The following is a 25,973-nucleotide window of genomic DNA, read 5'->3' as shown; positions in this document are numbered from 1 at the left end:
ACAAATGATCGGCACCATCGACGCCATGACTGATGGAAAGGGCGTCCTCCGCCCAGGCCGTTGAGCCCCATTGAGCCGGCCCACGAGCCGGTGAACACCGAGCCGGGCGGAAATGCGCCGGCACACCCGGAACGGGTCACGCCAGAACCTGCCCAACATGATCAACTGACCGACGGCCTCACGGTCTCCGCAGCCGAACTGCTGGAACGCGTCGAACCTCTCCCCTATCCCCAGCGCATGCGAGAACTGGCGCTCCATGCCCGGCGGCTGGCGGGGTCCGCCCACCTACGCGTCCTTCTCAATGCGTTGTCCGCCACCGACGCCCGCACACAGCACGGGCAGCACGATTATGGGCGAAGGACCGCTCTCCACATGGCGATGGCCGCCAGGGACATCGGTTTCGTCGAAACCGTGCTGGGCGGCACTGACATGCGGCTTCGCCGCGCGGCGTTGCGTGCGGTGCGGACCCTGCCCGTGCCGGACGAGGCGGCCTCCACGGTCCTCGACGACGCCCCGCTCGACCTTCGGCTCGCGTTCTACCGGACGCTGCTGCATGGTCGTCGCGAGGCCCTCGCGGAAACCCTGCTGCCAGAGGTCCACGCCCGGTGGGGAGATCGCGAGGCCGCCGTGCTCCTTCCCGCGTGCGGTGGTCACACCGTCTCCCGATGGCTGCCCCGGCTCGCGCACGCGGTCACCTCCTGGACCGCCCTCGGCAAACGCCATCCCGGTGCCGTGCTGGAGGCCGCCCACCGGGAACTGGCCTCGGGAACGCCGCCGTGGATGTGGTGGCACCGCCGCGCCGCCGGGGCGGCGCATGCCGCGGCGGCCGAGCCGTATCGCATGTTGCGGCTGCTCGAAGAGCACAATTTGGGGCCGCAGGCCGTCCGACTGCCGGCGAACGTCCTCACGGTGTTGTTCACGACGGATCGGGCGCGTACCGCCGCAATGTTCACCCCCGGCACGCTGTGGGACTGGAACGGCCCCTTCCCCTCTGTGCTCCGCCACCTGCGGGAATACCCGGAGTCTGAGCTCATCGCCCTTGCGCCTGGCGACGCCTACTCGCTGCGCTTCCTTCTGAGGTCGCTGCCTCCCGGCCGCCGGAACGCCGTGTTCGATGCGGTGGTCCAGCGGACGGGCGGCCCCACCGCCATGTGGTCGCTCCATCTGCTCGACGTACTTCCCGCCGACCGGGCCGCGGCCGAAGCCCGGCGCATGCTCGAATGGCATGCCTCGGTATGGCATTCGGCACGTTCGCGTCTGGACGATCCCGAGCTACCGCTGAAGCTGACGGCGCACCTGCCGTATGAGGAGGCGGCGGGCCCGCTGAGAGAGGCGGCGATAAGCGGGGATCCGCGGCGGCGTGGTCTCGCCCGGAGGTTGCTCCTGGAGTGCGCCGCACGCACCGGGGACCGCACGACGCTCACGGCCGTCCTGTCCGACCTGGCCGAACGGACCGCCAACGAGCAGGACCCCCTGCGTGGCGCCCTGCTCACCGCGCTGCACGACATCTCCCCCGGACTTCTGGACGACGCCTGCGTGGCGGCGCTGGAGTCACTCGCCGTCCACGCCGTAGAGGCGCGGGACTCCTCGCCCGGCACCCGCGCCGCCCTGCGGCGGCTGGCCGGACGCATGCTGCGGCACCACGACCCGGCGAAGGCGCCCGCACTGACCGCCTGGGCGATGGGCGCCTTCGAGAAGCTGGTAGCCCGGCATGGCGTTGCGGGGCTGGAGCCGCACAAGCCGGAGCCACAGCTCACGCCCACCCGGCGCAGACGCCTCAGGCGGCAGATGCCGCGGCCCGGCGGGGCGGACCGGCTGGACCTGGTGTTGCGCCGCGGCCAGGAACACGGCCTCCTCGCGCGGCTCCGTCCGCATCTGCGCGCGGCGCGCGAACGCGGAGACTTCTCGCTCGCCGTTGCCTTGGCACGCGTGCTCGGCCGACGCGCATGGGCGCTGGACGAACTCCAGGACGACCTCGGCTCCGCGGTGCGCCTGGCTCAGGAACCGGTCGCCCGGGAGGCCGCGGAATTGTGGCTGGCTTCGCCGTACACCAGGGAAGAGCGTGTCCTCGGTCTCGTGCGTGAGGAACCGGCTGCGATCGTGTTGCCTCACGTCTGGCGTACCGTCGCCGGCCGACGCACGGAGCTCCTCGTGCCGTTGTTGGAGAGCGCGCAAGGGAGCCGGTTTTCCTCCTCCGAGTGGATCCCGCCCGTCTCCGGCGGCATGACCGGCCGATGGACGCCCGCGCAGCGTGACCATGTGCGGGAACTGCTGTCGGGCGTCGTCGAGGACGCACGGGTGGCCGCCGCGTCCCGCGTCGCCGCCGTCACGGCGGTTGGGCGGATCAACGCGAGCGTGGACCGTCTCCTGACCTGGGCCGGCCACTCCGACGCCGTACAGGCGGAGGCGGCCCTTGAGGCGCTGGCCGGGTGTGACGCACCCGCCCAGGCGCTGCCCACGCTGCTGGGCCATGCCCGGGGGCGCGTGTCCCCGGTCGCTGTGGCGGCGCTCGCGAAATGTTGCCGCAGAGTCCCCCCGTCTCTGCTGGGTCCGGCCCTGGAGCGGGTGCTTGTCGCCCCCGGCGGCACGGTGGCGCTGCGCAAGCTGGCCGTGCGGCAACTGGAGCGCCACCGGCCACCGGGAGCGGCCGACCTGCTGATACGCGTGTGGGAGGACCCCGGCTTGCACCGCGACGTGCGGGTCACCGTTGCAGGCGCCCTTCGCCGGATGCCTGAGGACCCGCGTGCCCTGGAAACGCTCGGGGCGGCGGCCGACCGGTACGCCGGTGAGCTGATGTTGCGCACGCTCTTCCAGGCCCACCCGATGGAATACGCACCCCACGTCCGCGGGACGTACGCCGACCTGGTGCTGCGGCTCCTCATGGCGGCAGACGGTCCCGGCGTCCGGTTCCGTGGCACGAAGGCGTTCAACACGTGGGCCGCGTGGTACCGCGGCGACCGCCATCGGCTCGTCGGCGCCGTGACCGACCTCGGGTCCCGCCACGAGCAGACGGCGACGCAGGCGTTCCTCGCGCTGCTCAGCGCCGGGACCATCCGATTTGAGGCTCTCGACGTGCTGGCCCGGCTGGTGGCGTCCATCCCGTCCGACGGCCTGGACTCATCCATGGCGACTCCGGCGATGACCAGGACGAAGGAGATCGCCCAGACCCTGGCCAGAATGCACTTGAGTGAGTCACCTCCCGAGCCGTGGGAGCTCCGTCTCTCCCGCGACGCCGTGGAGCTGCTCGCGGCCGAGCCCCGGCTCATGCCGCAGGCCGTCCTCATCGCCAAGGCGGCGCTCCCCCCGCCCGTCGGCGCGCACGGCGATCCCTCCCGGTTGGCCGACAGCCTGTGCGAGCTGGCCGAGATGGTCCGCGACCGGCCGCTGCTCGCTGCGGGCACGGCGAAAGCGTTGTTGCCCGGTCGGTACCACCGCAGGCATGTGGAGCTCGCCGAACCTGAACTACTCCTGCCTGCAGTACGACGGCTTCTCGACCAAAACCACCTGGCCGCGAGCCTTTTCGCCCTCGAGCTCATCAGAGCCGGAGGCGGTCAGACCGGCTGGGCCGGCGAATGGCGGGAGCTCCTCCGCGAACTGCGTGCGTCCCCCGATGTCGAGCTGCGCCAAGAAGCCTGGGACATATCGGTGACCGAACCCCCGTGAGGCATGGGGGTTCGAAGACTGGGTACGGCCGGCATTCGAGTGCCACAATGACCGGAAATGTCAGCTGATTCCCTGACCCGCGCGACCGCCTCCCTGTACGGCCTGGCCATCGGCGACGCGCTCGGCTCCCAGTTCTTCGTCCCCGCCAATCACCCGTTCCTCCTCTCCCGCACCCTGCCGCCTGCCCCCTGGCAGTGGACCGACGACACGGAGATGGCCTGCTCGATCCACCGCGTCCTGGCCGACCACGGCACCGTCGACCAGGACGCGCTCGCGCACTCCTTCGCCGCCCATCAGGACTTCGACCGGGGGTACGGCCCGGCGACCGGCCGGATGTTGCGCCTCGTCCGCGAAGGACACGATTGGCGGGCACTCGCCGCCGACCTGTTCGACGGCAAGGGTTCGTGGGGCAACGGCGCCGCCATGCGCGTGGCACCGCTCGGCGCGTGGTTCGCCGGCGACCTCCCCGAGGTCGTACGGCAGGCGGAGTTATCCGCGACCGTCACACACACCCACCCCGAGGCTGTCGCCGGAGCGGTCGCGGTGGCGGTGGCCGCTGGGATCGCCGCGCAGGAGGATCTGTCGCCCGGCGCGTTCCTCGACCAGATCCTGGAGCTGACACCGGCGAGCACGGTCCGCGACGGCATCGCCGAGGCGCGCACGTTGCTGACGGTCGCCGACCCCTCGCTCGCCGCGCGCATGCTCGGCAACGGGCGCAACGTGTCCGCGCACGACACCGTGCCGTTCACCCTGTGGGCCGCTGCCCGGCACCTCGGCGACTTCGAACGGGCCTTCTGGGACACCGCCTCGGCGGGCGGCGACGTGGACACCACCTGCGCCATCGTCGGCGGCATCCTCGGTGCCCGGGCGGGCTCTCCGGAGCGGCTCCCCGCTGCGTGGGCGCGGGCGACCGAGCGCCTGCCGGACTGGGTGGGCGTGCCCTGACGCTACGCGCCCTCACGTCCCTGGGGTATCACGCCGCCGCCCGAGCAGCGTGACCGGTTGCGAGGTGAGACCCGGGGGTCACGTCAGGGGCGCAGCTCCGGGGGCTCGTTGTCGACCCCGAGGTCGGTCTCGACGTCGTAGCCGGCGGGCGTCTGCTGCGCCGTCGGATGCCCGATGTCGGTTCCGAGATCGAACCCCGCCCGCTCGGCCGCCTCGGCCAGCGCCTCCTCCTCATGACGGCGTACGGCACGCTCGTGGTGCTCGCTGATCAGCTCGGAGAGGCTGTGGTGGTGCTGCGGCTGCGGCTCGGGGTCAGTCATATTCGCCATCGTCGACAGCCGGAAGTCCTCAGGCAACAAACGCGGAATGAAGATCCGGAATCCTGGCGGTGTCTCACCGCGCCCCCCAAACCGGATCCCCATCCCGCTGCAGTGCGGCTGTCAGCGACGACGCGCGCTGCCGGGGCTCGCTACGGCAAGCGCTTCCCGGCCCTTTCAGGCCGATCGCACGATCTCGTCGATGAGAGCGGCCAGCCGGCCCGGCTGGGACAAGAACGGAGAATGGCCGCCGGCCAGCCGGCGGATCTCGGCGGCCTGGGTCGCCATCTTCTCCTGCAGCGTCGTCGGGATCGCCTGGTCATGCTCGGTGACGATGTAGGTGGACGGGATGTCTCGCCAGGCGGCCGCGTCGACCTTCTCGGCGAACGATCGGTTGGTCTGGTTGACCAGCGTGCTCATCGCCTGCTCGGCCTCGTCATCGGGCAGATCGCCGTAGAGCGAGGTATGCGGTTCGTTGATGAGCGGAAACAGGCCGCTCACGTCGTCGGGGTCGGGGAGGCCGTGGATGGTGTACATCGACTGTCCCTTGTCCGGCATGTACGCGGCAAGGTAGATCAGCCGCTGGACATTGCCGGCTCCGGCGGCGGCCTCGGTGACCGGGATGCCTGCATAGGAGTGGCCGAGCAGCACGACCGGTCCTGCGATCGACGCCAGCGCCTCAGCCAGCACGGCGGCGTCCTCATGCACGCCCGCGGTGGGATTCTCGCCGGCGCTCGGCAGCGCCGGCGCGTGCGTGCCATAGCCGAGTGCGTGCAACTCGGTCTCGAGTTTCGCCCAGGTGTTCGGTCGGTGCCAGGCGCCGTGAACGAGCATGACAGTAGTCATGAATGATGCTCCAAGGTTCTCATGCGATATGTCAGACATACGCTGGTAAGAAAGCGTGATGGTCGTCGGCGAACTCAAAGCTCGCCGTGGATGCCGCCCTCGGCGTCAGTCAGCCGGCGACGCGTACGACGGCCTTGCCGATCGCACGCCCTTCCATCACCTGCTGGATCGCGTCAGGCACGTCGTCGAAGGAGAAAACCGTGCCGATCGGCGTCTTGATGGCACCGCGCTCAGCCAGTTCGCAGATCTGGTCCAGCGTGGCGGCGTCCTGCTCCGGCGGGATGGTGCCGCCGAAAACGCCTACGACGCTGTAGTTGCCCAGCAGCGCTCCCATGCCGTCGATCTGCGGGAAGGAGCCGGACGCGTAACCGATCACTCCAAACCGGCCCCCGTAGGCCATCGCGCCCAGCATCTGGGTGCCGAGGTCGCCGCCGACCGGGTCGTACACCACATCGGCGCCACGGCCGTCCGTCAGCGCGCGCACCTCTTCGGCGACGTCCGCCGCGGTGCGGTCGATGACGTGGTCGGCGCCCAAACTGCGGCAGAACTCCACCTTGTCGTGGCCGCCGGCCACCGCGATGACCGTGGCGCCGAGCGCCTTGCCGAGCTGGATCGCCGTCGAGCCGGAGCCGCCTGCTCCACCGAGCACCACCAGGACCTCACCGGCGGTGAGCCCCAGGCGTCCGACCAGGCCGAAATGGGCCGTCTTGAAGCCGATGAGGAAGCCGGCCGCCTCTGCACCGGTCAGCGTGGAGGGGATGGGCCGGCATTGCGCTTCCCAGACGTAGGCGTAGGTCCCATATCCGCCGCAGGACTCGAAGAACGGGGTCATGCCCATGACGCGGTCCCCGACGGCGAAGGGCGAGCCCGGCGCGACGGCCACCACTTCTCCCGACACCTCCTGTCCCGGGGAGGCCGGGGGTTGAGTGACACCGGGGAAGTGCCCGCCCACGATGTAGATGTCGGGATATCCGACGGCGCAGTAGTCCACCTTGACCAGCAGCCGCCCTTCTGAGGGCGCTTCCCAGGTGGCCTCCGTCAGCCGCAACACCTCTGTCGGAGTACCGAACTCGGGCGCCTGCCAGGACTTGCCATGAAACATGATGCTGGTTACCTCAATGCACGAGTCGATTCGGAACGGCCCCGGCGCGCCCAGGGGCTTCTCATGCTAGGAACCGGCACACGCCCATGCCTATCGCTACCGTCCGCGATACATGCGCAATCGTCCGAATTGACCGATAAGCCCTGATCTTGCTAGCGGGTGTCCCCGTACGGCCGGCCCGGGGAGGGAGTCCGGGCCGGCCTGCTCATCGGGACCGACAGGTCACGGATAGTCGACGATGGTGCTCGTGCCGTACGAACCGACGACCGGGGTGCCCGCGTCGTTGATGGTCCGTTCGATGCCGCCGCTGCCGTCGAGGAACACGGTGATCATGTCGTGGAACCGGACCTTGGGGGTCTGCGGGGCCTCGATGCCCCGGTCGGCGCGGATGTCCACGCCCTGGTTGAAGTACGAGTAGACGCCGAGCCCCCACGCCTCGTGCGACTTCACCTTCTTGCCGACCTTGTAGGACGCGTAGCCCTTGCCGGTCGGGCTGGTCCACGCGGCCTGGCTCGGCGGGTCGTACGGCATCTCGCTCTGGTAGAAGATCGTCCGGCCGCGCTCGCCGTTCCAGATCGTCTGGTACTTCTGGTAGTGCTCGACGAACAGCCCGTACGCGGTGACGTCGTCGCCGTTGATCACGACGCCGGTGTCGGCGGTGTTCTGCGTCCAGCCGATCCCGTTGCCGTGGTCGCCGCGCCAGGCCCAGATGTTGTCGATGAGCGTGTCGTCGGCGTTGACCTCGAGGCTCGTCTCGGCCTTGCCGACCCAGGGGCCGCCGATGCGGAAGAACACGTCCTGCAGCGAAATCGGGTTTGCGGAGTGGTCGCGGTGGCTCAGCGGCCCGCCGACCTTGACGAGCGTCTTGGACTCCTTCTTGCCGGCGTCAACGAGCACACCGGCGACCCTGACGCCGTCGACGTCGGCGATCTCCAGCGCCGACTTCCCGGTGTCGGGCGCCAGGCTCGGCATGCCGAGGCCGAGGATCACCGTGTTCTTGCGGAGCACGTGGATGGGCTGGTCGAGGTGGTAGACACCCGGGGTGAGCAGGAGGTTCTTGCCGAGGAGCAGCGCCAGGTTGATCTTCGCGGCGCTGTCGCCCGGCTTGGCGATGTAGAAGTCGTCGATCGAGACCGACGAGCCCTGCTGCTGCTGACCTGCGTCCCAGGTGGTACCTGAGGTGTTGTGGCGCAGGGCCGGCAGGAAGACGCGGTAGCGGCCGGCGTCGTCCACGTACAGGTAGGGCTTCTCACGCGTCACCGGGCTGGTGGCCAGCGTGGTGTACGGCGGGTTCGGGAAGCCCTGCTGGGGAGCGCCGGTGACGCCGGAGAACACCTGGTTCCACACGCCGTTGGTCCAGGCGTCGCCGAGCACGCTGTCGCGGGTCAGCCACTGCTGCTGAGAACCGTTGATCGTGATGCCGTCGATCTTGGAGTCGGCGATGTAGCCGCCGCTGGAGTAGCCGCCGTTGCCGGGCTCCAGCCAGAGGATGCCCTTGATGTGGACCCGGCGCATCGGCGAGGCCTGCGACACGGCCCACTGGTTGGACCAGTCGGTCGGCGTCACCGAGAGGTTCTCCGCCGACCGCCAGAAGTTGGTCAGCGCGGAGATGCCGGCGGCCGAGCCGGGGTCGGGCTGGCCGATGACCCGCACCGCGCCGTGGACGTCGACGTCGTCGGGGGAACGCCCGAGCCCCGCGACGGTGGTGTAGTAGCCGAGCTTGGCGTTCACGTCGTACTGGCCGGGCTTGAAGAGCACCGCGTACCGGTTGGTGCCCATCTCGTTTTCTTCTTGCTGCGCGAAGAGCTGGTCGAACTTGGCCTGGATCTCCGCGGCAGGCGTCGACGGGTCATAGACGAAGACGTTGGGCCCGAAGTCGGGCTGCCTGTTCGTGGTCGCGGCGGCGGTGCCCGTCATGGGCGCCAGACCGGCTGCGGTGAGCGCCACGGCCGAGGCGGCCACGGCGAGGCGGCGGACGACGGTGCCTCTGCGCGAGGTCACCCTCACGCCGTGTTCACGGTCGGTTCTCATTGACCTGCCTATCGAGAACGGGCGGCACGACGGTCACCCGGCGCGTCGAGAGAGCGCTCCCTCAGCGGCCGGGACTTACGTCAGGCCTTATAAGAAGAGACGAGATATTTCTAACCGGTTAACCGCGTCTGCGCCATGGCCACTTTTCTGCGGTTTCTCCGCGATCGGTCCGACGCGGTAGGGGTTCTCGCGCCGGATCGGCAGCACGCCCTGGAAATCCTCGTCAATTCTGAGCTTGCGGTCCGTGGCGCGTTTCTGTCAGCCGGCCGCCATTCCGTGGCTGTGAGAACGCTCCCAGCCGACACCGATGATTCGCAGCGCCCAGCCGTTCTAGGAGATACGGACCCTCGCCCAATCGGCGCATGGCGAGTCGGGTGACCGACGTCGAGCGGTCGCGGGACGTGGCGGTTCAGACTCCGACCGGGGAGATCGCAGATCCTCGGCCTCGCCTGCGTCGCACCCGAACCGCGGACGCAGGAGAAATGATCATCGTCAACAACAGCAGAGAGCGCTCTCGCAGTTGATCAGGAGCTGTGGGGTGCCGAGGCGGATCGGCTTCGCCTCGGCACCCCCGCTCACTCAGGTGCCGTAGACCTGGAACTCGTAGAGCGAGTATCCGTACGGCGTGGCCCGCTGCGTGCCGTACACGCGCACGTAGCGGCCCGAACCCGAGACGTTGAGCGTCTGCACACCGCCCGTTCCCGTGGTCGTGGAATAGACGGTCGTCCACGATGCGCCGTCGGCGGACGTCTGCACCTGGAACGCCCTGCCGTACGCGGCCTCCCAGTTGAGCACCACGCGGTTGATCGACCGCGTCGACCCGAGGTCGACCCGGATCCACTGCGGGTCGGCGAACGCGCTCGACCACCGGGTCGCGGTGTTCCCGTCGGTGGCGTTCGGCGCGGTGAAGCTGCCGTTCTCGGTGGAGGAGGCCGTGGTGGGCCGGCCCTGGGCGAGGTTGGTCCCGCCGCCACCGCCGCCGGGGGCCTTGTTGTAGACGGCGACGTAGTCGATGTTCATCTGGCCGCCGGAGACGGTGGAGGCGTTGGGCCCGCCCCCGAACGCGGCGGGGAAGCCGCCGCCCATCGCGAGGTCGTAGATGATGAAGAACGGGTGGTCGACCGCGTTCGCCCAGGTCGTGGCGTCGACACGGGTCGCCGGAAGGGTGAAGTAGTTGTTCCCGTCGAGGTACCACCGGATCTGCTCGGGCGAGGTCGACCGGTCGATCTCGACGGCGTAGGTGTGGTAGCCCGTCTGGCATCCGGAGCAGGGCCGCTCACCGCTGCCGATGCCCGTCGACTCGTTGCAGGGCCCGCCCGGGTTGGTCCCGCAGTGGAGGGTGCCGAAGACGGAGCTGCGGCCGTTGATGTCTTCGAGGATGTCGATTTCACCGCTGGTCGGCCAGGGGGTGCCGGTGCGCAGCGGCGCGCCGAGCATCCAGAAGGCGGGCCAGTAGCCGGCGCCGTTGGCGGTGGTGACGTTCGGCTGCTGGATCGACGACTCCATCCGTACGACGCCGCCCGGTGGGGCTCCGAACGTCGCCGCCTGCGTCTCGATACGCCCCGACGTCCAGCCCGACGTGGGGTTGCCGCCCGAGTGCAGGGCCCGGAGGACGAGGTGGCCGGCGCCGTCGTGGAAGACGTTCGCCGTGCTGTTCGTCATGGTCTCGATCTCGCCGGTGCCGAAGCTGCTGCCCGGACCGGTGTCGTACTTCCACGTTCCGGTGTTCACGCCCGTTCCCGCGGCGGCGCTGAAGTCGTCGCTCCAGGTGAGGGTGAATCCGGGGGGCGGGGGCGGAATCGCCGCGTTGGCCGTTCCGGGGACGGCGACGACGGTCGCGACCGCCACGCCCACGGTGGCCAGGGCGACGGCGGACGCACCGGCCTTGAGACGAAGTCCCAGCCTGCGGCCGGGGCTGCTGCCTCCCACGTCTACGCGTTCGCGCGAGTCCGACATGGGGCTCTCCCTTGGTCGAGGACCGACCAGCCACCCCCGGCGGTCCCGGACCGGCAGGTGGCGCGTGCCGATCTCGGGGCAGAGACGCAGGAGGTACACACCGGCGTCGATCGCCGGGGCGGCCGATCAGTCGAACTCATCTAAGAGAGCGCTCTCCGGGCGAGAGTACCACCGGTTCGCCACATGTTGTCAATGTGTTGGTAAAACGGGCGAAACACTCTCAGGTCAGGTGCGCGACCTGAGGCGTGAGCGGATCGAGCAGGCGGCCCAGGATGAACTCGTGCGACCTCGCGATGTGCGCGCGGGTGAGGTCGGCCGCCGCGGCGGCGTCACCCTCCCTGACGGCGTCGAGGATGAGCCGGTGCTCGGTGCTCAGCCGCCCGGTGCCGCCGAGCACGTCGACGCCCAGATAGAGGTAGCGGTCCGTCAGCCGCCTGAGCTGCGTGGTGAGCTCGATCATGCGAGGGCGGTCGGCGCACGAGTAGATCGTGGCATGGAATCGTGCGTTGCCCTTCAGCCAGTCGACCACGGGCGGGCTCGCCTCCATCTCACGTAGGAGTGACGTCATCATGACGATCTTGGCCCGCCCGACGCTGGGCGCCGCGATCCTGGTCAGGACGGGCTCGATCGCCTCACGCATCTCATAGAGCTCCTGGAGTTCGCCGATCGACAGGCCCCGTACGACCGCGGTGGTCGCGTCCAGGTCGACCAGCCCCTCGGCCGCCAGCTCCCGCAGGGCGTCACGCACCGGGATACGGCTCACTCCATATTCGGCGGCCACCCGTGACTGCGACAGCGGCGCGCCCGGCTCAATCTCGCCGGTCAGCATCCGTTGGCGCAACGCTCGGGCCACCCGTTCCGACGCCGATTCCACCGCCCACCTCCGCTTCTCTCTTCCCCGCAAGACCCCTTACCCGAAAAAACATGACAAACCGACCAAACCATGACATATGGTAATCTGTATACAGATCTTGCTTTTGGTATACGGACCAAATGGGGTGATCCCCATAATCGAAGCCACCGACCTGCCGCCCGGCGGCCTGCGCGTCGGCGGGCAGGTGCGTGATGGACATGCCGAGCCCCTCGACGTCGTGAACCCTGCGACGGGCAAGGTGTTCGCCCAGGTCTCCTGCGCCGACGAACTGGACGTCGACCAGGCGGTCCGCGCCGCCGACGACGCCTTCCGCTCCGGCGTGTGGCGGGACGCGCCCGCCGCCCGCCGGGCCCGCACGCTCAACCGGTTTGCGGACCTCATCGAGGAGCGCATGCCCGAGCTTTACCGGCTGGAGACGCTCTGCAACGGCCGGCCGCTCGCCGAGACGCGGGCGCAGATCTCCCGGCTGCCCGAGTGGTACCGCTACAACGCCGCACTCCTGCTCGCCGATCGAGGCGCCGTGGTCCCGATGGGCGACGGATATCACGCCTACACCAGCAGGTTTCCGCTGGGAGTGGCCGCCATCCTGTCATCGTTCAACCACCCGCTGATGATCACGTCGAAGAGCCTGGCGCCCGCGCTGGCGACGGGCAACTCCGTCGTCGTCAAGCCGTCCGAGCGCACGCCGATGACCGTGCTCCTGCTTGCCGACATCGCGGCCAAGGCAGGTGTGCCCGACGGTGTGCTCAACGTGGTCCCGGGGCTGGGCCCGGTCGCGGGCATAGCGCTGGCCTCTCATCCGCTGGTCAAGAAGGTGGTGTTCACGGGCGGCACCGCTCCGGGACGCGCCATCGCCCTGGCGTCGGCGAGACGATTCGCCAAGGCGACCCTCGAACTCGGCGGCAAGACTCCCGTGCTGGTCTTCGACGACGCGCCTGTCGAGGCGACCGCCCAGGGGCTCGCCTTCGGCGGCTTCATCGGCGCAGGCCAGACCTGCGTCGCCGGTAGCCGGGTGCTCGTTCAGCGGGGCGTGCACGATCAGATCGTCGAGGCGCTCGCCAGGGTCGCCCGCGCGATCCGCATCGGCGACCCGTCGGACGAGACCACCCAGCTCGGCCCGGTGATCTCAGCGGACGCGCGCGACCGCATCCTCGACCGCATTGCGAACGGGCTCGACGAGGGCGCCCGGCTCGTGGCGGGCGGCCATGCGGCCCAGGTGGACGGGCTGCCCGGCGGCTTCTTCATCGAGCCGACCGTGCTCGCCGGCGTGCGGAACCACATGCGCGTCGCCCGGGAGGAGATCTTCGGTCCTGTGATCGTCGTCATTCCCTTCGACGACGAGGACGAGGCCGTTTCCCTCGCGAACGACTCTCCGTACGGACTGGGTTCTGCGGTCTGGACCCGCGACGTCGCCCGGGCGCACCGGGTCGCCGGACGGCTCCAGGCGGGCATGGTGTGGGTCAACGACCATCACCGGCTCGACCCGTCGTCGCCGTGGGGCGGCGTGAAGGACAGCGGGATCGGCAAGGAGGGCGGCTGGGAGTCGTTCAACGACTTCACGCACGTACGAGTGGTCACTGTGCGCACCGCCCCCGACGACGTGTCCTGGTTCGACGACCCGAACCCCCACCGCCTCAACTAACCCCCCCTTGGGCGTGATCATGCAGAAGTTCGCGCGCGGCCCTTCCGACCTGCGCCGACTCATTCCGTGATCATGCAGAAGTTCGGCGAAATGACCCTCCACCTGCGGCAACGGATTTCGTGATCATGCAGTCAGGTGGCCACGGAAGTCGTACGACGCCAGGCGGAAGTCCCCGCCGTCACGCTCCCAGGTGGTGACCGAACCGTTGCCCGCCAGACCGGCGGCGGCGATCTCCAGAATCCGCTCGTCGGGCAGGCCCTCGATGATCTGCCGCAGGAACAGCACCACTGCGTCGTGCGCCACCACCATCACCCGCTGGTGCGCGGTATCGAGGCGGATGTCCTCCCAGGCGGACCGCAACCGCGCCGCAACGTCGAGAAACGACTCGCCGTCCGGCGGGCGGTAGCGCAGCATGCCCTCGCGCTCTTCGCGCGCAGCCTCCTCCGGATGGCGTTCCATGATCGTGGCGGGCGCCAGGTGGCTGAGCACGCCCCGGTGGCGGTCGCGCAGCCGGTGGTCGACACGCTCGCACGGCACCGCGCGGCCGGCCGCCACCAGTTCCCGCCGGGCCAGCGCCCACGTCTGCTCCGCCCTCAGGTACGGCGAGCACCAGACCATGTCGGGAACCTCGCCGTCGTCGAGGGCCGACAACCAGCGCCCCACGGCGGTGGCCTGCCTCCGCCCGAGATCGGTCAGCGTGATTTGCATGTCGTCGCGGGGCATCGCGACCGCACCGCCGGCCACGGCCACGTCCCAGGCGGCGTTCGCCGTGCTCTGGCCGTGCCGTACCGCCCGGAGCAGCGAGACGCCCGCCGAGGGCTGATGGGTGCAGGGGATGTCGGTCATGCCCTCGACGCTACGCAGCACGCGCCCGGACATCCAGGGCCCGCCTTGAGCGACGCATTCCGTGACCATTCCGCCGCCATCCGTGCATGATCACGAACGGTGTACGGCCAGCTCGGCGCGGCTTTCGGCGAAGTTCTGCATGATCACGGAATGCGAACGACGAGGTCAGCGGGGGTTTTCCCGAACTTCTGCATGATCACGGGGAGGTGGGCCGGCTCGCCACCCCTAAGTGGCGGGGGGCGTCAGTCGCGCGTCAACATTCGGGGCCCGGGCGTAGGGATCGCGTGGTGATCATGAATTTCTGCCCTCCCCCGACTTAGCGTCCTTTTTATCCCTTATTTCGGATGGTGTGGCATAGAGGAGGAGCCCATGACAGAACGGACCGCGAAGGCGGCCCGTCGGGCACGCGTCCTCGACGACATCGACCTGCGCCTGCTGCGCGCGCTCTGGATGGACGGCCGGGCCAGGGTCAGGGTTCTCGCCCGCGACCTGGCGCTCGCCGACAGCGCGGTGTCCGTACGGCTACGCCGCCTGCGCGAGCAGGGAGTGCTCGCCGGCGTGCACGCCGAGGTCGACCCCGCCGTGCTGGGGCTCACGACCCAGGCCCTCGTCATGATCAGACTTTCCCCGAACACGGATTCCCGCGCCTACGAGGAACGGCTGCGCACGATGCGCTCCGTTCTGGGCGCCGTCGCGCTCGTCGGCGATTTCGACCTCGAAGTGCATCTCGCCTGCCGTGACATGGCCGATCTCGAACGCTCCGTCACCGCGCTGCGTGACGCCGGCGCGGAGAGCACGCACACCCAGCTCATCGCCAGAACCGTCGCGGGCCTGGGACAGGCCCTGCTCACCGAGGAGGAACCGGCATGACACTGATGACCGAGATCGCGCAGGGACCATGGCCTGCGACCATGTGGTTTCCCTCCGACGGATCCGCCGTGCTGGGCGGCGTGTCACTCATGGACATCGTCAACCGGTTCGGCACTCCCGCCTACGTCCTGGACGAGGCGGAGATCCGCATGCGATGCCGCGCCTACCGGGCTGCGCTGCCCGGCGCGGAGATCTCCTACGCCGGAAAGGCGTTCCTGTGCCGCGCGATGGCCGGCTGGCTGAACACCGAGGGCCTCAGCCTCGATGTCTGCTCAGCGGGCGAGCTGGCCGTCGCGCGTTCCATCGGCTTCCCCGCCGAAAAGATCACCTTCCATGGCAACGCCAAGTCGCCGCGCGAGCTGCACCTCGCAGTAGAACAGCGGGTCGGCCGGATCGTCGTGGACAACCTCGACGAGATCCACCGGCTGGCGGCGCTCGTGCCCTCCGGCTACCGGCAGAAGGTGCTGATCAGAGTCATTCCCGACGTCGAGGCCGGGGAGAGCGCCGCGGTCCGCACCGGAGTGGAGCGCCAGAAGTTCGGCCTGTCGGTCGCCACAGGCAGCGCCGGCGACGCCGTGGTGCGGGTGCTCGGGCAGCCGCGTCTCCAGCTCGTCGGGCTCCACTGCCACATCGGCTCCCAGATTACGTCGGTCGAACCGTACGAGCGGGCCGCCCGGGCGATGGTCGAGCACATGGCGGGCGTGTGGAAGACCCACGGCATCGCGCTCCCGCAGCTCAACATCGGCGGCGGGCACGGCATCGCCTACCGCCACGGCGACGCCGGGCTCGACCTGGAGATGTTCGCCCGCCGCGTGACCGAGGCGGTCGAGGAGCGGGCTCACGGGCTCGGCCTGCCGGTGCCCCGCCTCACCGTCGAGCCGGGACGCGCGATCATCGGGACTGCGGGCATCACGCTCTACCGGGTGATCTCCGTCAAGCGGGGCCTTGACCGCACATACGTCGCGGTCGACGGCGGCATGAGCGACAACCCCCGCCCCGCCCTGTACGGCTCCCGCTACGAGGTGCGGATGATCGGCCGCATGTCGCACGAGGGGTCGAAGGAGATGACCGTGGTCGGCCACCACTGCGAGGCGGGCGACGTCATCGCGGAGAGCGCTCCGCTGCCGGCCGACGTGCACCCGGGCGACGTGCTGGCCGTGGCCGCCACCGGCGCCTACAACCACTCCATGGCCTCCACCTACAACCTCTCGTGCCGCCCGCCCATCGTCGCCGTGTCGGACGGCAGGGCCAGGCTGCTGGTCCGCCGCGAGACCCTGGAAGACCTCATGCGCCGTGAGGTAGGTCTCTGACCTCGGAGTTGAGGACGGCGACCGCGGCGCGAGGGTCGTCGGCGAACAGGCGGATCGTGGTGACGTCTTCGCGGCGTCCGAGCGGCCGGACCGCGGTGACCGGTCCGGCCAGCTCGACGACCACGTTGGTCCGGGACGAGACCGCCACTCCGAGCCGCCCGTCCCGCACGGTGACCACGCCGGGCTCGTCGTCCCGGCGCGCGAGCCGTACGGACGAGATGAGCTCGCGGGGAACGCGCAGGTCGAAGAACGCGCCGTAGCGGACCCGCAGCTCCTCGGCGGTGACGACGTGGGGCCGGGTCACGCACGCCGCGGCGGCCGCGAGGCCGGCGAAGACCGCGTAGACGTCCACCACCAGCACCGGCACGCGCACGGCTTCCGGCACGCCGAGCCCCCGCAAGAGGATCTCCATGACGGCCGCCTCCACCACCAGCACGAACAGCACGATCATCAGCGTCGGCATCTGCTCACGGGCGTACGGCACGGCCGTGGCGCCGGGCGGAACGCCGTGACGGCGGCGCAGAGCCCACAGGGCGAGAGCCGCGGTGCCCTTCACGTCGAATCCGACGACTCGGCGGATCACCCGGACGCTTGTCTGAACGCTCATCTGGACGCCACCAGAATGGCAACGGCCCCGCGCAGCACCTCGGCCTGGGCGGGTGCGACCTCCGCCGCCATGGCCTCCAGCCAGGGCCCCCCGCCGTCGGCGTCCACGTTCTCGATCATGGCTGCTGCCATCTCGCCGGGGATGTGCGCCGCGAGGTCGGCGGCCAGCTCGGGGATACGCGGATCATGGGGTTCGGCGTCAGCCGGCTCGTCGAGCCGCGCGTAGAGGGCGTGCACGCGGCCTAGAACCTCCGGCTCGGTGAACGGGCGCAGCAGGCCGAGCATGCGCTCACGGTCTTCCGGGCCCGCCACGCTGTCCATCAGCGCCAGCCACTCCTGGTCGGCCGCGGCGAACGCGGACCCGCCGGCGGCCAGGTCGCGCAGCACGGCCGCCGTCTCGCGGGACACCGCCGAGTCCGGACGCAGGTCCGCCTCGGCGAGAAGCCCGGCCAGGCGGGCCCGCCGGGCCGCGATCTCCTCCTGCTGCCGCTCCAGGTCGGCGTCGAGCTCAAGGAGCACCTCACGCAGGTCCCTGCCCTGGTCGTCGGCCAGCACGTCACGAATCTCGTCGAGGGACATGCCCAGCTCGGCGAGCCTGCGCACGCGGGCCAGGACGACCGCGTCGCGCAGCCCGTAGTCCCGGTATCCGTTGGCCAGCCGTACGGGCGCCGGGAGGAGGCCGAGATGGTGATAGTGCCGCACGGTGCGGGTGGACACCCCGACCAGCGCGGCGAGTTCGCCGATTCGCATGCCTCAATGAGAAACGTTGACGCTGCGGCAAGGTCAACCCCGCGTGACTCAGACCCGGTGGCGCGGCGGGGCGTTCAAAGCCCGGCGTGACGTCGGGGAGCTTCCGTGCGGCCGAGGCCTCATGGGCGCATCGTCACGGGAGATCACGGTGCCGGCGACGACCCGACCCCTCTGGGCGTGGTCCGCCTCCACGGGTTCGGCCTTCGCGAGGATGTTCCGTACGAACGCCCAGCCGAGCCCGGCCGCGACCGCCGCCACGAGGACCGCGAGACGCGCCAGGTCAGGCATGCCGGTGAACCGGAGCTCGCCCTCCCTGCCGATCAGGAAGCCGGTGGCGACCAGCCAGCCCATCACGGCGGTGGCGAGCCCCGCGAGCAGGTCTCCAGCCCAGGCGGCGAAGACGGCGAGCACGACCGCGAGCACCAAGATCCGTCCCAGCACATGCCCGGGCGGGAAAATCGCCGTCGCCAGCAGACATCCGCCGACGACCGTCGCAAATCCGGCCGCCACCAGCAACTCCGTGCTGCCGGCTGGACGTCTTGTGCTCATAAGACCAGCCAAGTACGGCCGGACAAGGCGAACGCCCGTCTTGACGATGTTCGTACGCGATTGGGCCCAATTTTGACGGGATCCCTACCCGGGGATCATCCGACGTGCACGTGCGGCCTGCGCTCGACGTCGGGCTCGGCCTGGCGCAGCACCTCACGCGTGAGGGGAGGCACATCGCCGCCGCCGAATAGGAGATAGCGCAACATCGCGGTCACCGGGTTGCCTTCGGTCCAGTGGAAGTAGATGTGCGGCACCCCGCCGGTGCGATCACGCAGGTAGAGCAGCAGCGCCGCCAGGGCGTTGGGCACCGTCGAGCTCTCGATCCGCAGGATGCGGTGGCCGTACCGCTCCTCGCCCACGACCCGGAGTTCGGTCTCGAACTCGGAGGCGTCGGGCACGGTGACCTCGACGAACATGATCGGCTCGGAGCTGGGGAGCCTGTGGTTCAGCCACTGCTCGCGGCGTTTGTCGGTGTACTCGTTCTGGTCGCGGTCGTTCGGCTCGTTCGCGATCAGGTGGATCTCGCCGCAGGCCCCCGCCACCCATTGCTCGGCCAGGGAGTCGAGGTGCACCTCGGTCACCCGCAGCTCGGTGGAGCGGGTGGCACGCGAGATGAGCGAGGTCACGATGATGGCGACGATGAAGAAGGACGCGATCTTCACGCCGTCCGGCCGCTCGATCACGTTGGCCACGAGGGTGTAGACGAGCACGACGCCGATCACGCTGAACGCGACGAGCTGCGCCGTCTGCCTCGCCCTGGCTGCGGCGATGGCGACCGCGATCGACGCCGAGAGGATCAGAACGAGCACTCCGGTGGCGTACGCGCCGCCCTGGGCGTTGACGTCGGCCTTGAAGATGATCGTGATGGCGAAGGCGATGGCGGTGAAGACCAGAACCAGCGGCCGTACGGCCCGCGTCCAGTCGGGGGCCATGCCGTACCGCGGAAGGTAACGCGGCACCAGGTTGATCAGCCCGGCCATCGCCGAGGCCCCCGCGAACCACAGGATCGCGATCGTGCTGACGTCGTACAACGTGCCGAACCCGTTGCCCAGATAGTCGTGCGCCAGGTAGGCGAGGGCCCGGCCTGCCGCCTTGCCCCCGGCCTCGAACTCGCGCTCGGGAATCAGCACGCTGGTGGCGAAGCTGCTGGCGATCAGGAACACGCTCATGATCACGGCGGCCGCGGTCAGCATGCGCTGGGTGCCCTTGATCCGTCCCGCCAGCTTGCCCTTGACCAGGGGCATCACGGCGACGCCCGTCTCGAATCCGGACATGCCGAGTGCGAGCTTGGGCATCACCAGCAACGAGATGGCGATCATCGCGAGCGGCCCGTTGTGGTCGGCGGTGAGAGCCTGCTTCCAGTCGATCACCAGGTCGGGCTGGCCGATGACGTGGATCAGGGCGCTGGCGACCACCACGGCGTTGAGCAGCAGATAGACGCCGACCAGCACGACCGCGATGCCGATGGCCTCCCGAAAGCCCCTCAGGAAGATCACGCCAAGTAGGCCGAGCAGGCCGAGGGTCACCGCCACCTGGTGCCCGTCGAGGAAGTGCGGGACGAACGGGTTCTCCAGGATGTGCGCCGTCGCGTCGGCCGCCGACAACGTCATCGTGATCACGAAGTCGGTGGCCGCGAACCCCAGCAGCACCAGCACGAACAACTTGCCCCACCACTGCGGGGCCAGCCGCTCCAGCATCGCGATCGACCCCTGCCCGTGCGGGCTTTCGGCGGCGACCCGCCGATACACGGGCAACGCGCCGAACAACGTCAGCAGCACGAGCAGGAGCGTCGCGATCGGCGACAACGAGCCCGCCGCGAGCGCGGCGATGCCCGGCTGGTAACCCAGCGTCGAGAAGTAGTCGACACCGGTGAGGCACATGACCCGCCACCACTGGTGCTGCTCGTGCGGGGCCTCGGGACCGTGCGGCCCCACTGCTTTGAGGTCCTCCTGCTGGAGGCCGTCGAGCAGCCACGCCCGCAGCGGCTCCGGAGCCTTGACGGACCGCACTAACCCGACCAATCGGTCACCTCACCCTGAAACGCACATAAGCCGAATGCACCCTACCGATGGGTTGCCTCGGCCTTTCACGATCAAGGCGTCAAGAAAACGTATATATCGGCAGGCGGGACAAGGGCCGGACCCCCCTGAGGCGTCAAGGACGCGTACAGAGGCAGTGATCGTTCATGTGATCCTCCGGCGAGCGTTGAGCAGGGCGAGATCGGCGGCGGCCCGGCCGGAGACCCAGCCGTCCAGGTTGGCGACCGGCCGGCTGCCCCCGCGCACCAACCTCGGGAACATGGCGTGGACCGCCTCGTCCACGGCCTGCTCGCGGGCGGCCAGCACCGGAAGCAGGTCCCTCCCGGTCTCCTCGACGGCCTGCCGTACGGCCTGGCCGGAGGCGGCGCTCAGCCGCTCACCGATGCGCTGGGCATAGGCGAGGAGGAACGACTGGCGAAACGACCGGGTTCTCGACGTGCCGGACCGGTCGCGCCTCGCGCCCTCCTTGACCATGGCCGAGGTCGCCTGCACCAGCAACGACGTGAACAGCAGCTCCACCGCGTCGAGATCGGAGTCGAAGCCGAAGACGGTCGAGAATCCAAGCCCTTTGCTCCACACCGCCCGGCAGCGGTTGGCCACAGCCACCTCGGCGAGCAGGTTGGCCTTGGCGCTCTCATAGGGCGTGTCGATGCCCACCCTGCGCCCGCACGGCTCGTCCCCGCCGCCGGACCCGGCGGAGTCCGCCAGCATGGCGGCGTCGATGCTGTGCCGTGCCATCAGCGACTGCGCGGCCGAGGTGAACGTCTCGGCCTCCGCGGGGAAATCGGTGGACTCTGCCTTGGCGAGCAGGGCCCTGATCCGTGCCAGCGTGCGCTCGTCCCCCGCCCGTCCCGATGTTGGTACAGCGCCGGGCCTGGCCGTGCCGGGCGGCGGCCACAACCGTGGCAGCGTGGACCGCCAGGTCAGCTCATACACCAGGTGGAGGGCATGGACGACCGTCGTCTGACGGTCGCCGTCGGCGCGCAGGATCTCCTCGTCGGCGTCCCACCAGACACGGGCGCCGAGCTCGGCCATCTGCGCCAGCCAGCGCTCGTCCACGGTGGCGACGGCGTAGGCCCTCATCTCGGCGGCGATGACGTCGAGCGTGAGCCGCACATGCGCGTCGCCGTAGACCCGGCGCATCCTCCGCACGACGTCGGCCGGCTGCCAGCCGTCATGCCAGGCGGCCGTGACCACCCGGCACAAGGCCGACAGCAGGACGCGGTCGACCGTCCGCGCCCATCGGGCCGGCTCCGGCATGCCGGGCAGCCCGTACGGCGCGGCAAGCACTGCGGCGCACTGGTGGAACCGCTCCTCATCGCACATGCGCCGCCACCTGATCGCGTCATCGACGATCTCTTGGGCGATCTGCTCGTTCTGGTCCATCTGCCGGCCCCCTCCGGACGTTCGGAAGCCGCATCGTCGCAGACGCCACCGACCAAACCCCCACCCTTTCCCGTGATCATGCAGAAGTTCGGGCATCTGCCCGCTGACCTGGCTTTACGCCAATCGTGATCATGCAGAAGTTCGCGCCGGCAGCGCCGACCTGGCACGACACAGTTCGTGATCATGCACGGCCCCCGAGTAGTGCATGATCACGAACCGAATCACCGCAGGTCGGGGACATCACTCCCGAATTACTGCATGATCGCGATTGGCTTTTCCGCAGGCCAGCCGCACAATCCCCGAACTTCTGCATGATCACGACCAGGGTTGGCGCAGGCCAGGGAACCCCCGCGCGAACTTCTGCATGATCACGCCCCAGGGACATGATCACACCCAGGGTTTGGGGTGTGATCACACTCAAGGGGGTGATCACACCCCAGGGTCCAAGGGGTTCAGGCGGGGCCGGGGCCTAGGGCGGCTCCGCCGCCGAAACCCTCCTGCCGGCACTGGTTCTGGATCTTCTCGATGTCCACGCCCTCACCCGGCAGGCTCTCGTAGGTCCAGCCGATCGCGTTGGGGTCGGAGCCCGTGGCCGGCGTGATGCGCACCTTGAACCCGTTCTTCTTCAAGCACGCCACCTCTTTCCGCACGTCGTCGGCATAGTGGGGGTTCGTCTCGGGGCTGAACTCCGGCGGCATGAGCGGTTCCTTGTTCGCGCAGGCCTTCCTCGCGGCCTTCTCCGCCTTCTCCTGCGCGGGCGTGTATTCGCCGTCCGCCGTCTGGGGCCGCCCGTGCTCGTCCAGGCACTTGGCATAGGCGAGCCGATACTTCGCGTATTCCTCGGCCGTGCTGTCGAGGCGCAGTTGGGGACGCTTGGACTCCGGATCCGGCGACTTCGACGGTTGGCCCGTGGCCCCGCCGGACTCACTGCTGGGGGACGCGGTGACCAGCGAAGCAACGTGGTCCTCTTGCGCCGCGGCCCCTCCGCCTGAATCGGAGCCTGAATCGGAGCCGCACGCGGTGAGCGTCAGCGAACCGGCCACGGCGGCGAGCACGACGGCGCCTTTCACGGCCCCTGCGAGGGTGAGTCGAGTCATGAGCGGAGCGTCTCCTTCGGATGTGCGGATGAGTGGCATCACGGTGCGGAAAGGGCGTCGGTCGGGGTGAGACGGGACGCGCGGATCGAGGGGTAGAGGCCGGCGGCCATGCCGACCACCACCGCCCCGCCCATGCCGCCGAAGGCCGCCTCCGGCGGGATCACCGGCGGCCAACCCTGGTAGGCCGAGTAGCCGACGGCCACCAGAACCCCCAGCAGGGTGCCCATCGCACCCCCCAGCCCGGACAGCGCGACCGACTCGGTGAGGAACTGGGCCCGGATGTGGCCGCGGGTGGCGCCGAGTGCCCGGCGCAGGCCGATCTCACGGCGGCGTTCGAGAACGGAGACCACCATGGTGTTGGCGACGCCGATGCCACCCACGAGCAGGGCCACGCCGGCGAGGCCGAGGAAGAGCGCCGAGAACGCTGTCTCCGTCACACGTTTGGCCGCGAGCGCGTCGGAGGGCCGGCTGACCTGCACCAGGCTCGGAGCCTCCGGATTGAGCGTCGCGGGCAGGACATCTCGCACGTCCTCCAGCGCGTCCTCCCTCGCCTGCACGTAGACGACGGTGGGGTGCCCGTCGAAGCGCAGGTCCCGGCGGGCGGCCTCCCATCCGACCAGCACCGAGCGTTCGAGTTCCGGCGACAGCGGCATGGGCCGCAGGATTCCGACCACGGTAAACCACTGGTCGCCGATGAACACCTGCGGCGGCTCCTGTCCCGGCACCAGCCGGTTCACGCCGAGGCGCCCTGCGGCGACGTATCCCAGCACGACCGTGGGGAACCGCTCAGTCGAGGCGTTGAGGAAGGTCCCGTACTGCACCGAGCCGTCGACGGCGTCGAGCAGGTTGGGACGGCTGGCCAGCACGCTGATCCCGGCGGCGTCACCGGGGTCGACCTTGTCCGAGCGTGCGACGACCGCGTGGGTGTTGGCGACCTCGCTCGCCACCGTGACCGGCCCGATGCGGGCCGCCATGCGGTCGGCCGACTCGGGCAGCAGCACCGGCGGGTCCTGGTTCGGCATCGGCTCGGCGCGCAGCATGTCGGGCCCGAGCGCGGAAAGCTCCTTCATCAGCGCTTGGTGGCTGGCCGCGGGAATGCCCGTCACGATGATCAATGTGGCGATGCCGATGGAGATGCCCAGGGCGGACAGGGCCGCCCGCACCTTCCTGGTCCGGATGCCGAGCAGGCCGAGCCGAAGCACGTCGGCGGGCGTGAGCCGTACCGGCGAGGCGCCCTTCATGCGGCCCGTCCCGTCCGCGTGTCGGCCACGATCCGCCCGTCGAGGATCTCCACCCGCCTCGGCACGCGGGCCGCGATGTCCCTGTCGTGCGTGACGATCGCGATGGTGGTGCCCTCGGCGTTGAGCTTCATCAGCAGTTCGAGCACCGCCTGCCCGTTGGCCGTGTCGAGCGCGCCCGTCGGCTCGTCCGCCAGCACCAGCGCGGGTTCGTTGACGAGCGCACGGGCGATGGCGACGCGTTGCCGTTCACCGCCGGACAGTTGATGCGGCAGATGCCCGACCCGGTGTGCCAGCCCCACCCGTGCGAGCGCCTCCAGGGCCAGCGGGCGGCGTCTCCGGTACGGCACGCCCGCGTAGAGCAGCCCGGTGGTGACGTTCTCGGCGGCGCTGAGGCCGTCCGTCAGATGGAACTGCTGGAAAACGAAGCCGAGCATGCGTCCGCGCAGCGCGGACAGGCGCCTGTCGGACAGGGCGGCGACGTCCTGACCGCCGATCTCCACGGTGCCGCTGGTGGGCAGGTCGAGCGTGCCCATGATGTTCAGCAGCGTGGACTTCCCCGAGCCGGAGGGGCCGACGATGGAGAGCAGTTCGCCCTCCTCGATCACCAGGGAGACGTCGTCGAGCGCGGTCACCCCGCCCGGGTGGACCTTGACCGCCCGGTGGACGCGCATGACGGGCGCGCGCAGGGGCTCGCCGGTCATGAGCTCGTCACCACCACGAGGCCTTCGGTGACGCCGTCGCCGCTGACCTGCACCATTCCCCGGGCGAACATCCCCGTCTCGACCGCGACCAGCTTCCCGTCGGGAAGCTGGAGTGCGTAACCGCCCTCGCGGAGGGCGAGCAGGGCGCCGACCGGAACGGCCAGCACGCCGCGCCGGACGCTGCCGGTGAAGGTGACCTCCACCCCGGCGGCGTCGAGCGCCTTCACGTCGGTGCTCTTGAGCGGCGTGACGGTGATGTTCATCTGCGCCGTGGTCTGGCCGGAGGCGTCCTGGGCGTCCTGGACGGTCCTGCCGATCGCCGTGACCTTCCCGGCGATCTTCCTGGCGTCCGGCAGGGCGACGCTCACGCGCTCCCCCAGGCGGATAGTGCCCACGTCGGCGGCGTCGACCGGCACGGTCACGACCTTCGTCTTCGGCGTGACCGTGAGCACCTCTTCGCCGACCGCATCCCCCAGCTGGGCCTTCACCGACGCCACCCGGGCCGGCCCGGGAAGCACGACCACCTGGCCGACGTCGAGGGTGCCGGTGGGAGCCAGCCCGGCGGCGGTCTGCCACTGCTTCAGCGCGGCCTTCACCGACGCGGTGAACAGCTCCCCAGGTTTCGACCGGTCCGCCGATGCGACGCCGACGGAGTAGCCGAGTGCCTTCAGGTTGTTCGCCACGACGGTCACGTCACGGCCCCGGACGCCCACCTTGTCGAGCTTGCGGAACAACGGCGTGTCGCCGTAGAAGACCAGGATGGGGCGGTCGTCGACCCAGTAGAGCGGCTTGCCCCTGACGACCGCGGCGCCCACCTTCGGCAGCCGGGTGACCAGTCCCGAGCCCGCCCCGCGCACGGGCCGTTCGAGCCCGAAGCCCAGCGTCCCCGGGAGCGTCCGCGTGTCGGAGAGGTTCGTCTTCGCCACCTTGGTGGTCGCCACCGGGGCCTTCTCGGGACCCGGCGTCTGCGGCTTGTCCGCCCGGCCCGCCAATGCGACCGAGACGCCGCCTGCGGTCACCCCGGCGACGAGCACCACCACCACGGCCGTGATGCCCTTCCACCGTGTTCGCCGCGGTTCGTCCGAGAGATCACCTCTCGCCACGGAACGCCTCCTTCTCGGACGCTTGACGTTTCGGCATGGCGATGAGGATGGGGCGGAAATGTCAGGATCTTGTTAGGAACCCGTGGCCGTCCGATGAGC

Annotated in this window: 21 protein-coding genes; 5 read left to right on the top strand and 16 right to left on the bottom strand. The window is 69.8% G+C overall.

Annotated elements, in window-relative coordinates:
- The first annotated feature begins 237 nt into the window (after positions 1-237).
- Together Pth03_RS04625 and Pth03_RS04620 are read left to right on the top strand one after the other, a co-directional pair.
- Positions 238-3,663 (top strand): hypothetical protein, encoded by a 3,426-nt coding sequence (locus Pth03_RS04625; protein WP_203942838.1) that lies wholly within the window; start codon positions 238-240, stop codon positions 3,661-3,663.
- 57 nt (positions 3,664-3,720) lie between these two features.
- Positions 3,721-4,608 carry an ADP-ribosylglycohydrolase family protein gene (locus Pth03_RS04620; protein WP_203942837.1) on the top strand — a complete coding sequence of 296 codons (888 nt, stop codon included), beginning with the start codon at positions 3,721-3,723 and terminating at the stop codon, positions 4,606-4,608.
- Between the two features lie 83 nt (positions 4,609-4,691).
- Here Pth03_RS04620 and Pth03_RS04615 read toward each other — a convergent pair whose 3' ends face one another.
- From Pth03_RS04615 to Pth03_RS04590, 6 genes are all read right to left on the bottom strand, one after another.
- On the bottom strand, positions 4,692-4,928 hold the full coding sequence (locus tag Pth03_RS04615; protein WP_203942836.1) for a hypothetical protein: 237 nt from the start codon (positions 4,926-4,928) through the stop codon (positions 4,692-4,694).
- A 174-nt stretch (positions 4,929-5,102) separates the two neighbouring features.
- Positions 5,103-5,771 (bottom strand): alpha/beta hydrolase, encoded by a 669-nt coding sequence (locus Pth03_RS04610; RefSeq protein ID WP_203942835.1) that lies wholly within the window; start codon positions 5,769-5,771, stop codon positions 5,103-5,105.
- Positions 5,772-5,880: 109 nt separating this feature from the next.
- Positions 5,881-6,873 (bottom strand): NADPH:quinone oxidoreductase family protein, encoded by a 993-nt coding sequence (locus Pth03_RS04605; protein ID WP_203942834.1) that lies wholly within the window; start codon positions 6,871-6,873, stop codon positions 5,881-5,883.
- A gap of 222 nt (positions 6,874-7,095) precedes the next feature.
- The gene (locus Pth03_RS04600) at positions 7,096-8,874 is read right to left on the bottom strand and encodes a pectate lyase-like domain-containing protein (RefSeq protein ID WP_203942833.1); all 1,779 of its coding nucleotides are present in this window, start codon (positions 8,872-8,874) and stop codon (positions 7,096-7,098) included.
- A gap of 609 nt (positions 8,875-9,483) precedes the next feature.
- A complete protein-coding gene (locus tag Pth03_RS04595) occupies positions 9,484-10,860 on the bottom strand; it encodes a galactose-binding domain-containing protein (protein ID WP_203942832.1) in 1,377 nt (458 codons plus the stop codon).
- 220 nt (positions 10,861-11,080) lie between these two features.
- Complete coding sequence (locus Pth03_RS04590) at positions 11,081-11,734, bottom strand: GntR family transcriptional regulator (protein WP_203942831.1); 654 nt, start codon at positions 11,732-11,734, stop codon at positions 11,081-11,083.
- A gap of 124 nt (positions 11,735-11,858) precedes the next feature.
- Here Pth03_RS04590 and Pth03_RS04585 point away from each other — a divergent pair, with 124 nt between their 5' ends.
- Positions 11,859-13,376 (top strand): aldehyde dehydrogenase, encoded by a 1,518-nt coding sequence (locus Pth03_RS04585; RefSeq protein WP_203942830.1) that lies wholly within the window; start codon positions 11,859-11,861, stop codon positions 13,374-13,376.
- A 123-nt stretch (positions 13,377-13,499) separates the two neighbouring features.
- On the opposite strand, the gene Pth03_RS04580 is transcribed toward Pth03_RS04585, so the two are convergent.
- Complete coding sequence (locus tag Pth03_RS04580) at positions 13,500-14,222, bottom strand: histidine phosphatase family protein (protein WP_203942829.1); 723 nt, start codon at positions 14,220-14,222, stop codon at positions 13,500-13,502.
- A 369-nt stretch (positions 14,223-14,591) separates the two neighbouring features.
- Between Pth03_RS04580 and Pth03_RS04575 the strand changes: the two genes are divergently transcribed.
- Together Pth03_RS04575 and lysA are read left to right on the top strand one after the other, a co-directional pair.
- The gene (locus Pth03_RS04575) at positions 14,592-15,092 is read left to right on the top strand and encodes an Lrp/AsnC family transcriptional regulator (protein ID WP_203942828.1); all 501 of its coding nucleotides are present in this window, start codon (positions 14,592-14,594) and stop codon (positions 15,090-15,092) included.
- Entirely contained in the window at positions 15,089-16,402 is a 1,314-nt protein-coding gene (gene lysA, locus Pth03_RS04570; RefSeq protein ID WP_203942827.1) for a diaminopimelate decarboxylase, read from the top strand. Before Pth03_RS04575 ends, lysA begins: the two co-directional genes overlap by 4 nt.
- On the opposite strand, the gene Pth03_RS04565 is transcribed toward lysA, so the two are convergent.
- The 9 genes from Pth03_RS04565 to Pth03_RS04525 all read right to left on the bottom strand — a co-directional run bounded on the left by Pth03_RS04565 (position 16,377) and on the right by Pth03_RS04525 (position 25,874).
- Complete coding sequence (locus Pth03_RS04565) at positions 16,377-17,009, bottom strand: hypothetical protein (protein ID WP_203942826.1); 633 nt, start codon at positions 17,007-17,009, stop codon at positions 16,377-16,379. The two genes, lysA and Pth03_RS04565, sit on opposite strands and share 26 nt — an antisense overlap.
- A complete protein-coding gene (locus Pth03_RS04560; protein WP_203942825.1) occupies positions 17,006-17,758 on the bottom strand; it encodes a MerR family transcriptional regulator in 753 nt (250 codons plus the stop codon). The genes Pth03_RS04565 and Pth03_RS04560 overlap by 4 nt, the downstream gene beginning before the upstream one ends.
- Positions 17,759-17,806: 48 nt before the next feature.
- The gene (locus Pth03_RS04555) at positions 17,807-18,307 is read right to left on the bottom strand and encodes a hypothetical protein (RefSeq protein WP_203942824.1); all 501 of its coding nucleotides are present in this window, start codon (positions 18,305-18,307) and stop codon (positions 17,807-17,809) included.
- 95 nt (positions 18,308-18,402) lie between these two features.
- Positions 18,403-20,328 carry an APC family permease gene (locus tag Pth03_RS04550; RefSeq protein ID WP_239118756.1) on the bottom strand — a complete coding sequence of 642 codons (1,926 nt, stop codon included), beginning with the start codon at positions 20,326-20,328 and terminating at the stop codon, positions 18,403-18,405.
- Between the two features lie 162 nt (positions 20,329-20,490).
- Positions 20,491-21,732 (bottom strand): DUF2786 domain-containing protein, encoded by a 1,242-nt coding sequence (locus tag Pth03_RS04545; RefSeq protein WP_203942823.1) that lies wholly within the window; start codon positions 21,730-21,732, stop codon positions 20,491-20,493.
- A gap of 452 nt (positions 21,733-22,184) precedes the next feature.
- Positions 22,185-22,829, bottom strand: a complete 645-nt coding sequence (locus Pth03_RS04540) for a hypothetical protein (RefSeq protein WP_203942822.1) — start codon at positions 22,827-22,829, stop codon at positions 22,185-22,187.
- A gap of 38 nt (positions 22,830-22,867) precedes the next feature.
- On the bottom strand, positions 22,868-24,070 hold the full coding sequence (locus tag Pth03_RS04535) for an ABC transporter permease (RefSeq protein ID WP_203942821.1): 1,203 nt from the start codon (positions 24,068-24,070) through the stop codon (positions 22,868-22,870).
- Positions 24,067-24,771, bottom strand: coding sequence for an ABC transporter ATP-binding protein (locus Pth03_RS04530; protein WP_239118755.1), 705 nt, complete (start codon positions 24,769-24,771; stop codon positions 24,067-24,069). The genes Pth03_RS04535 and Pth03_RS04530 overlap by 4 nt, the downstream gene beginning before the upstream one ends.
- Positions 24,768-25,874: a peptidoglycan-binding protein gene (locus tag Pth03_RS04525; RefSeq protein WP_203942820.1), complete on the bottom strand. Its 1,107-nt coding sequence runs from the start codon at positions 25,872-25,874 to the stop codon at positions 24,768-24,770. The genes Pth03_RS04530 and Pth03_RS04525 overlap by 4 nt, the downstream gene beginning before the upstream one ends.
- Positions 25,875-25,973: the final 99 nt, after the last annotated feature.

It is taken from the genome of Planotetraspora thailandica, from assembly GCF_016863335.1.
GTDB classification, from domain to species: domain Bacteria; phylum Actinomycetota; class Actinomycetes; order Streptosporangiales; family Streptosporangiaceae; genus Planotetraspora; species Planotetraspora thailandica.
This window is presented reverse-complemented; position numbering and strand designations above follow the sequence as displayed.

Coding starts and splice junctions, on each gene's coding strand:
- Pth03_RS04625 (WP_203942838.1), top strand. CDS start 238: ATGCGAGAACTGGCGCTCCATGCCCGGCGGCTGGCGGGGTCCGCCCAC.
- Pth03_RS04620 (WP_203942837.1), top strand. CDS start 3,721: ATGTCAGCTGATTCCCTGACCCGCGCGACCGCCTCCCTGTACGGCCTG.
- Pth03_RS04615 (WP_203942836.1), bottom strand. CDS start 4,928: ATGACTGACCCCGAGCCGCAGCCGCAGCACCACCACAGCCTCTCCGAG.
- Pth03_RS04610 (WP_203942835.1), bottom strand. CDS start 5,771: ATGACTACTGTCATGCTCGTTCACGGCGCCTGGCACCGACCGAACACC.
- Pth03_RS04605 (WP_203942834.1), bottom strand. CDS start 6,873: ATGTTTCATGGCAAGTCCTGGCAGGCGCCCGAGTTCGGTACTCCGACA.
- Pth03_RS04595 (WP_203942832.1), bottom strand. CDS start 10,860: ATGTCGGACTCGCGCGAACGCGTAGACGTGGGAGGCAGCAGCCCCGGC.
- Pth03_RS04580 (WP_203942829.1), bottom strand. CDS start 14,222: ATGACCGACATCCCCTGCACCCATCAGCCCTCGGCGGGCGTCTCGCTG.
- Pth03_RS04575 (WP_203942828.1), top strand. CDS start 14,592: ATGACAGAACGGACCGCGAAGGCGGCCCGTCGGGCACGCGTCCTCGAC.
- lysA (WP_203942827.1), top strand. CDS start 15,089: ATGACACTGATGACCGAGATCGCGCAGGGACCATGGCCTGCGACCATG.
- Pth03_RS04565 (WP_203942826.1), bottom strand. CDS start 17,009: ATGAGCGTTCAGACAAGCGTCCGGGTGATCCGCCGAGTCGTCGGATTC.
- Pth03_RS04560 (WP_203942825.1), bottom strand. CDS start 17,758: ATGCGAATCGGCGAACTCGCCGCGCTGGTCGGGGTGTCCACCCGCACC.
- Pth03_RS04555 (WP_203942824.1), bottom strand. CDS start 18,307: ATGAGCACAAGACGTCCAGCCGGCAGCACGGAGTTGCTGGTGGCGGCC.
- Pth03_RS04545 (WP_203942823.1), bottom strand. CDS start 21,732: ATGGACCAGAACGAGCAGATCGCCCAAGAGATCGTCGATGACGCGATC.
- Pth03_RS04540 (WP_203942822.1), bottom strand. CDS start 22,829: ATGACTCGACTCACCCTCGCAGGGGCCGTGAAAGGCGCCGTCGTGCTC.
- Pth03_RS04535 (WP_203942821.1), bottom strand. CDS start 24,070: ATGAAGGGCGCCTCGCCGGTACGGCTCACGCCCGCCGACGTGCTTCGG.
- Pth03_RS04530 (WP_239118755.1), bottom strand. CDS start 24,771: ATGACCGGCGAGCCCCTGCGCGCGCCCGTCATGCGCGTCCACCGGGCG.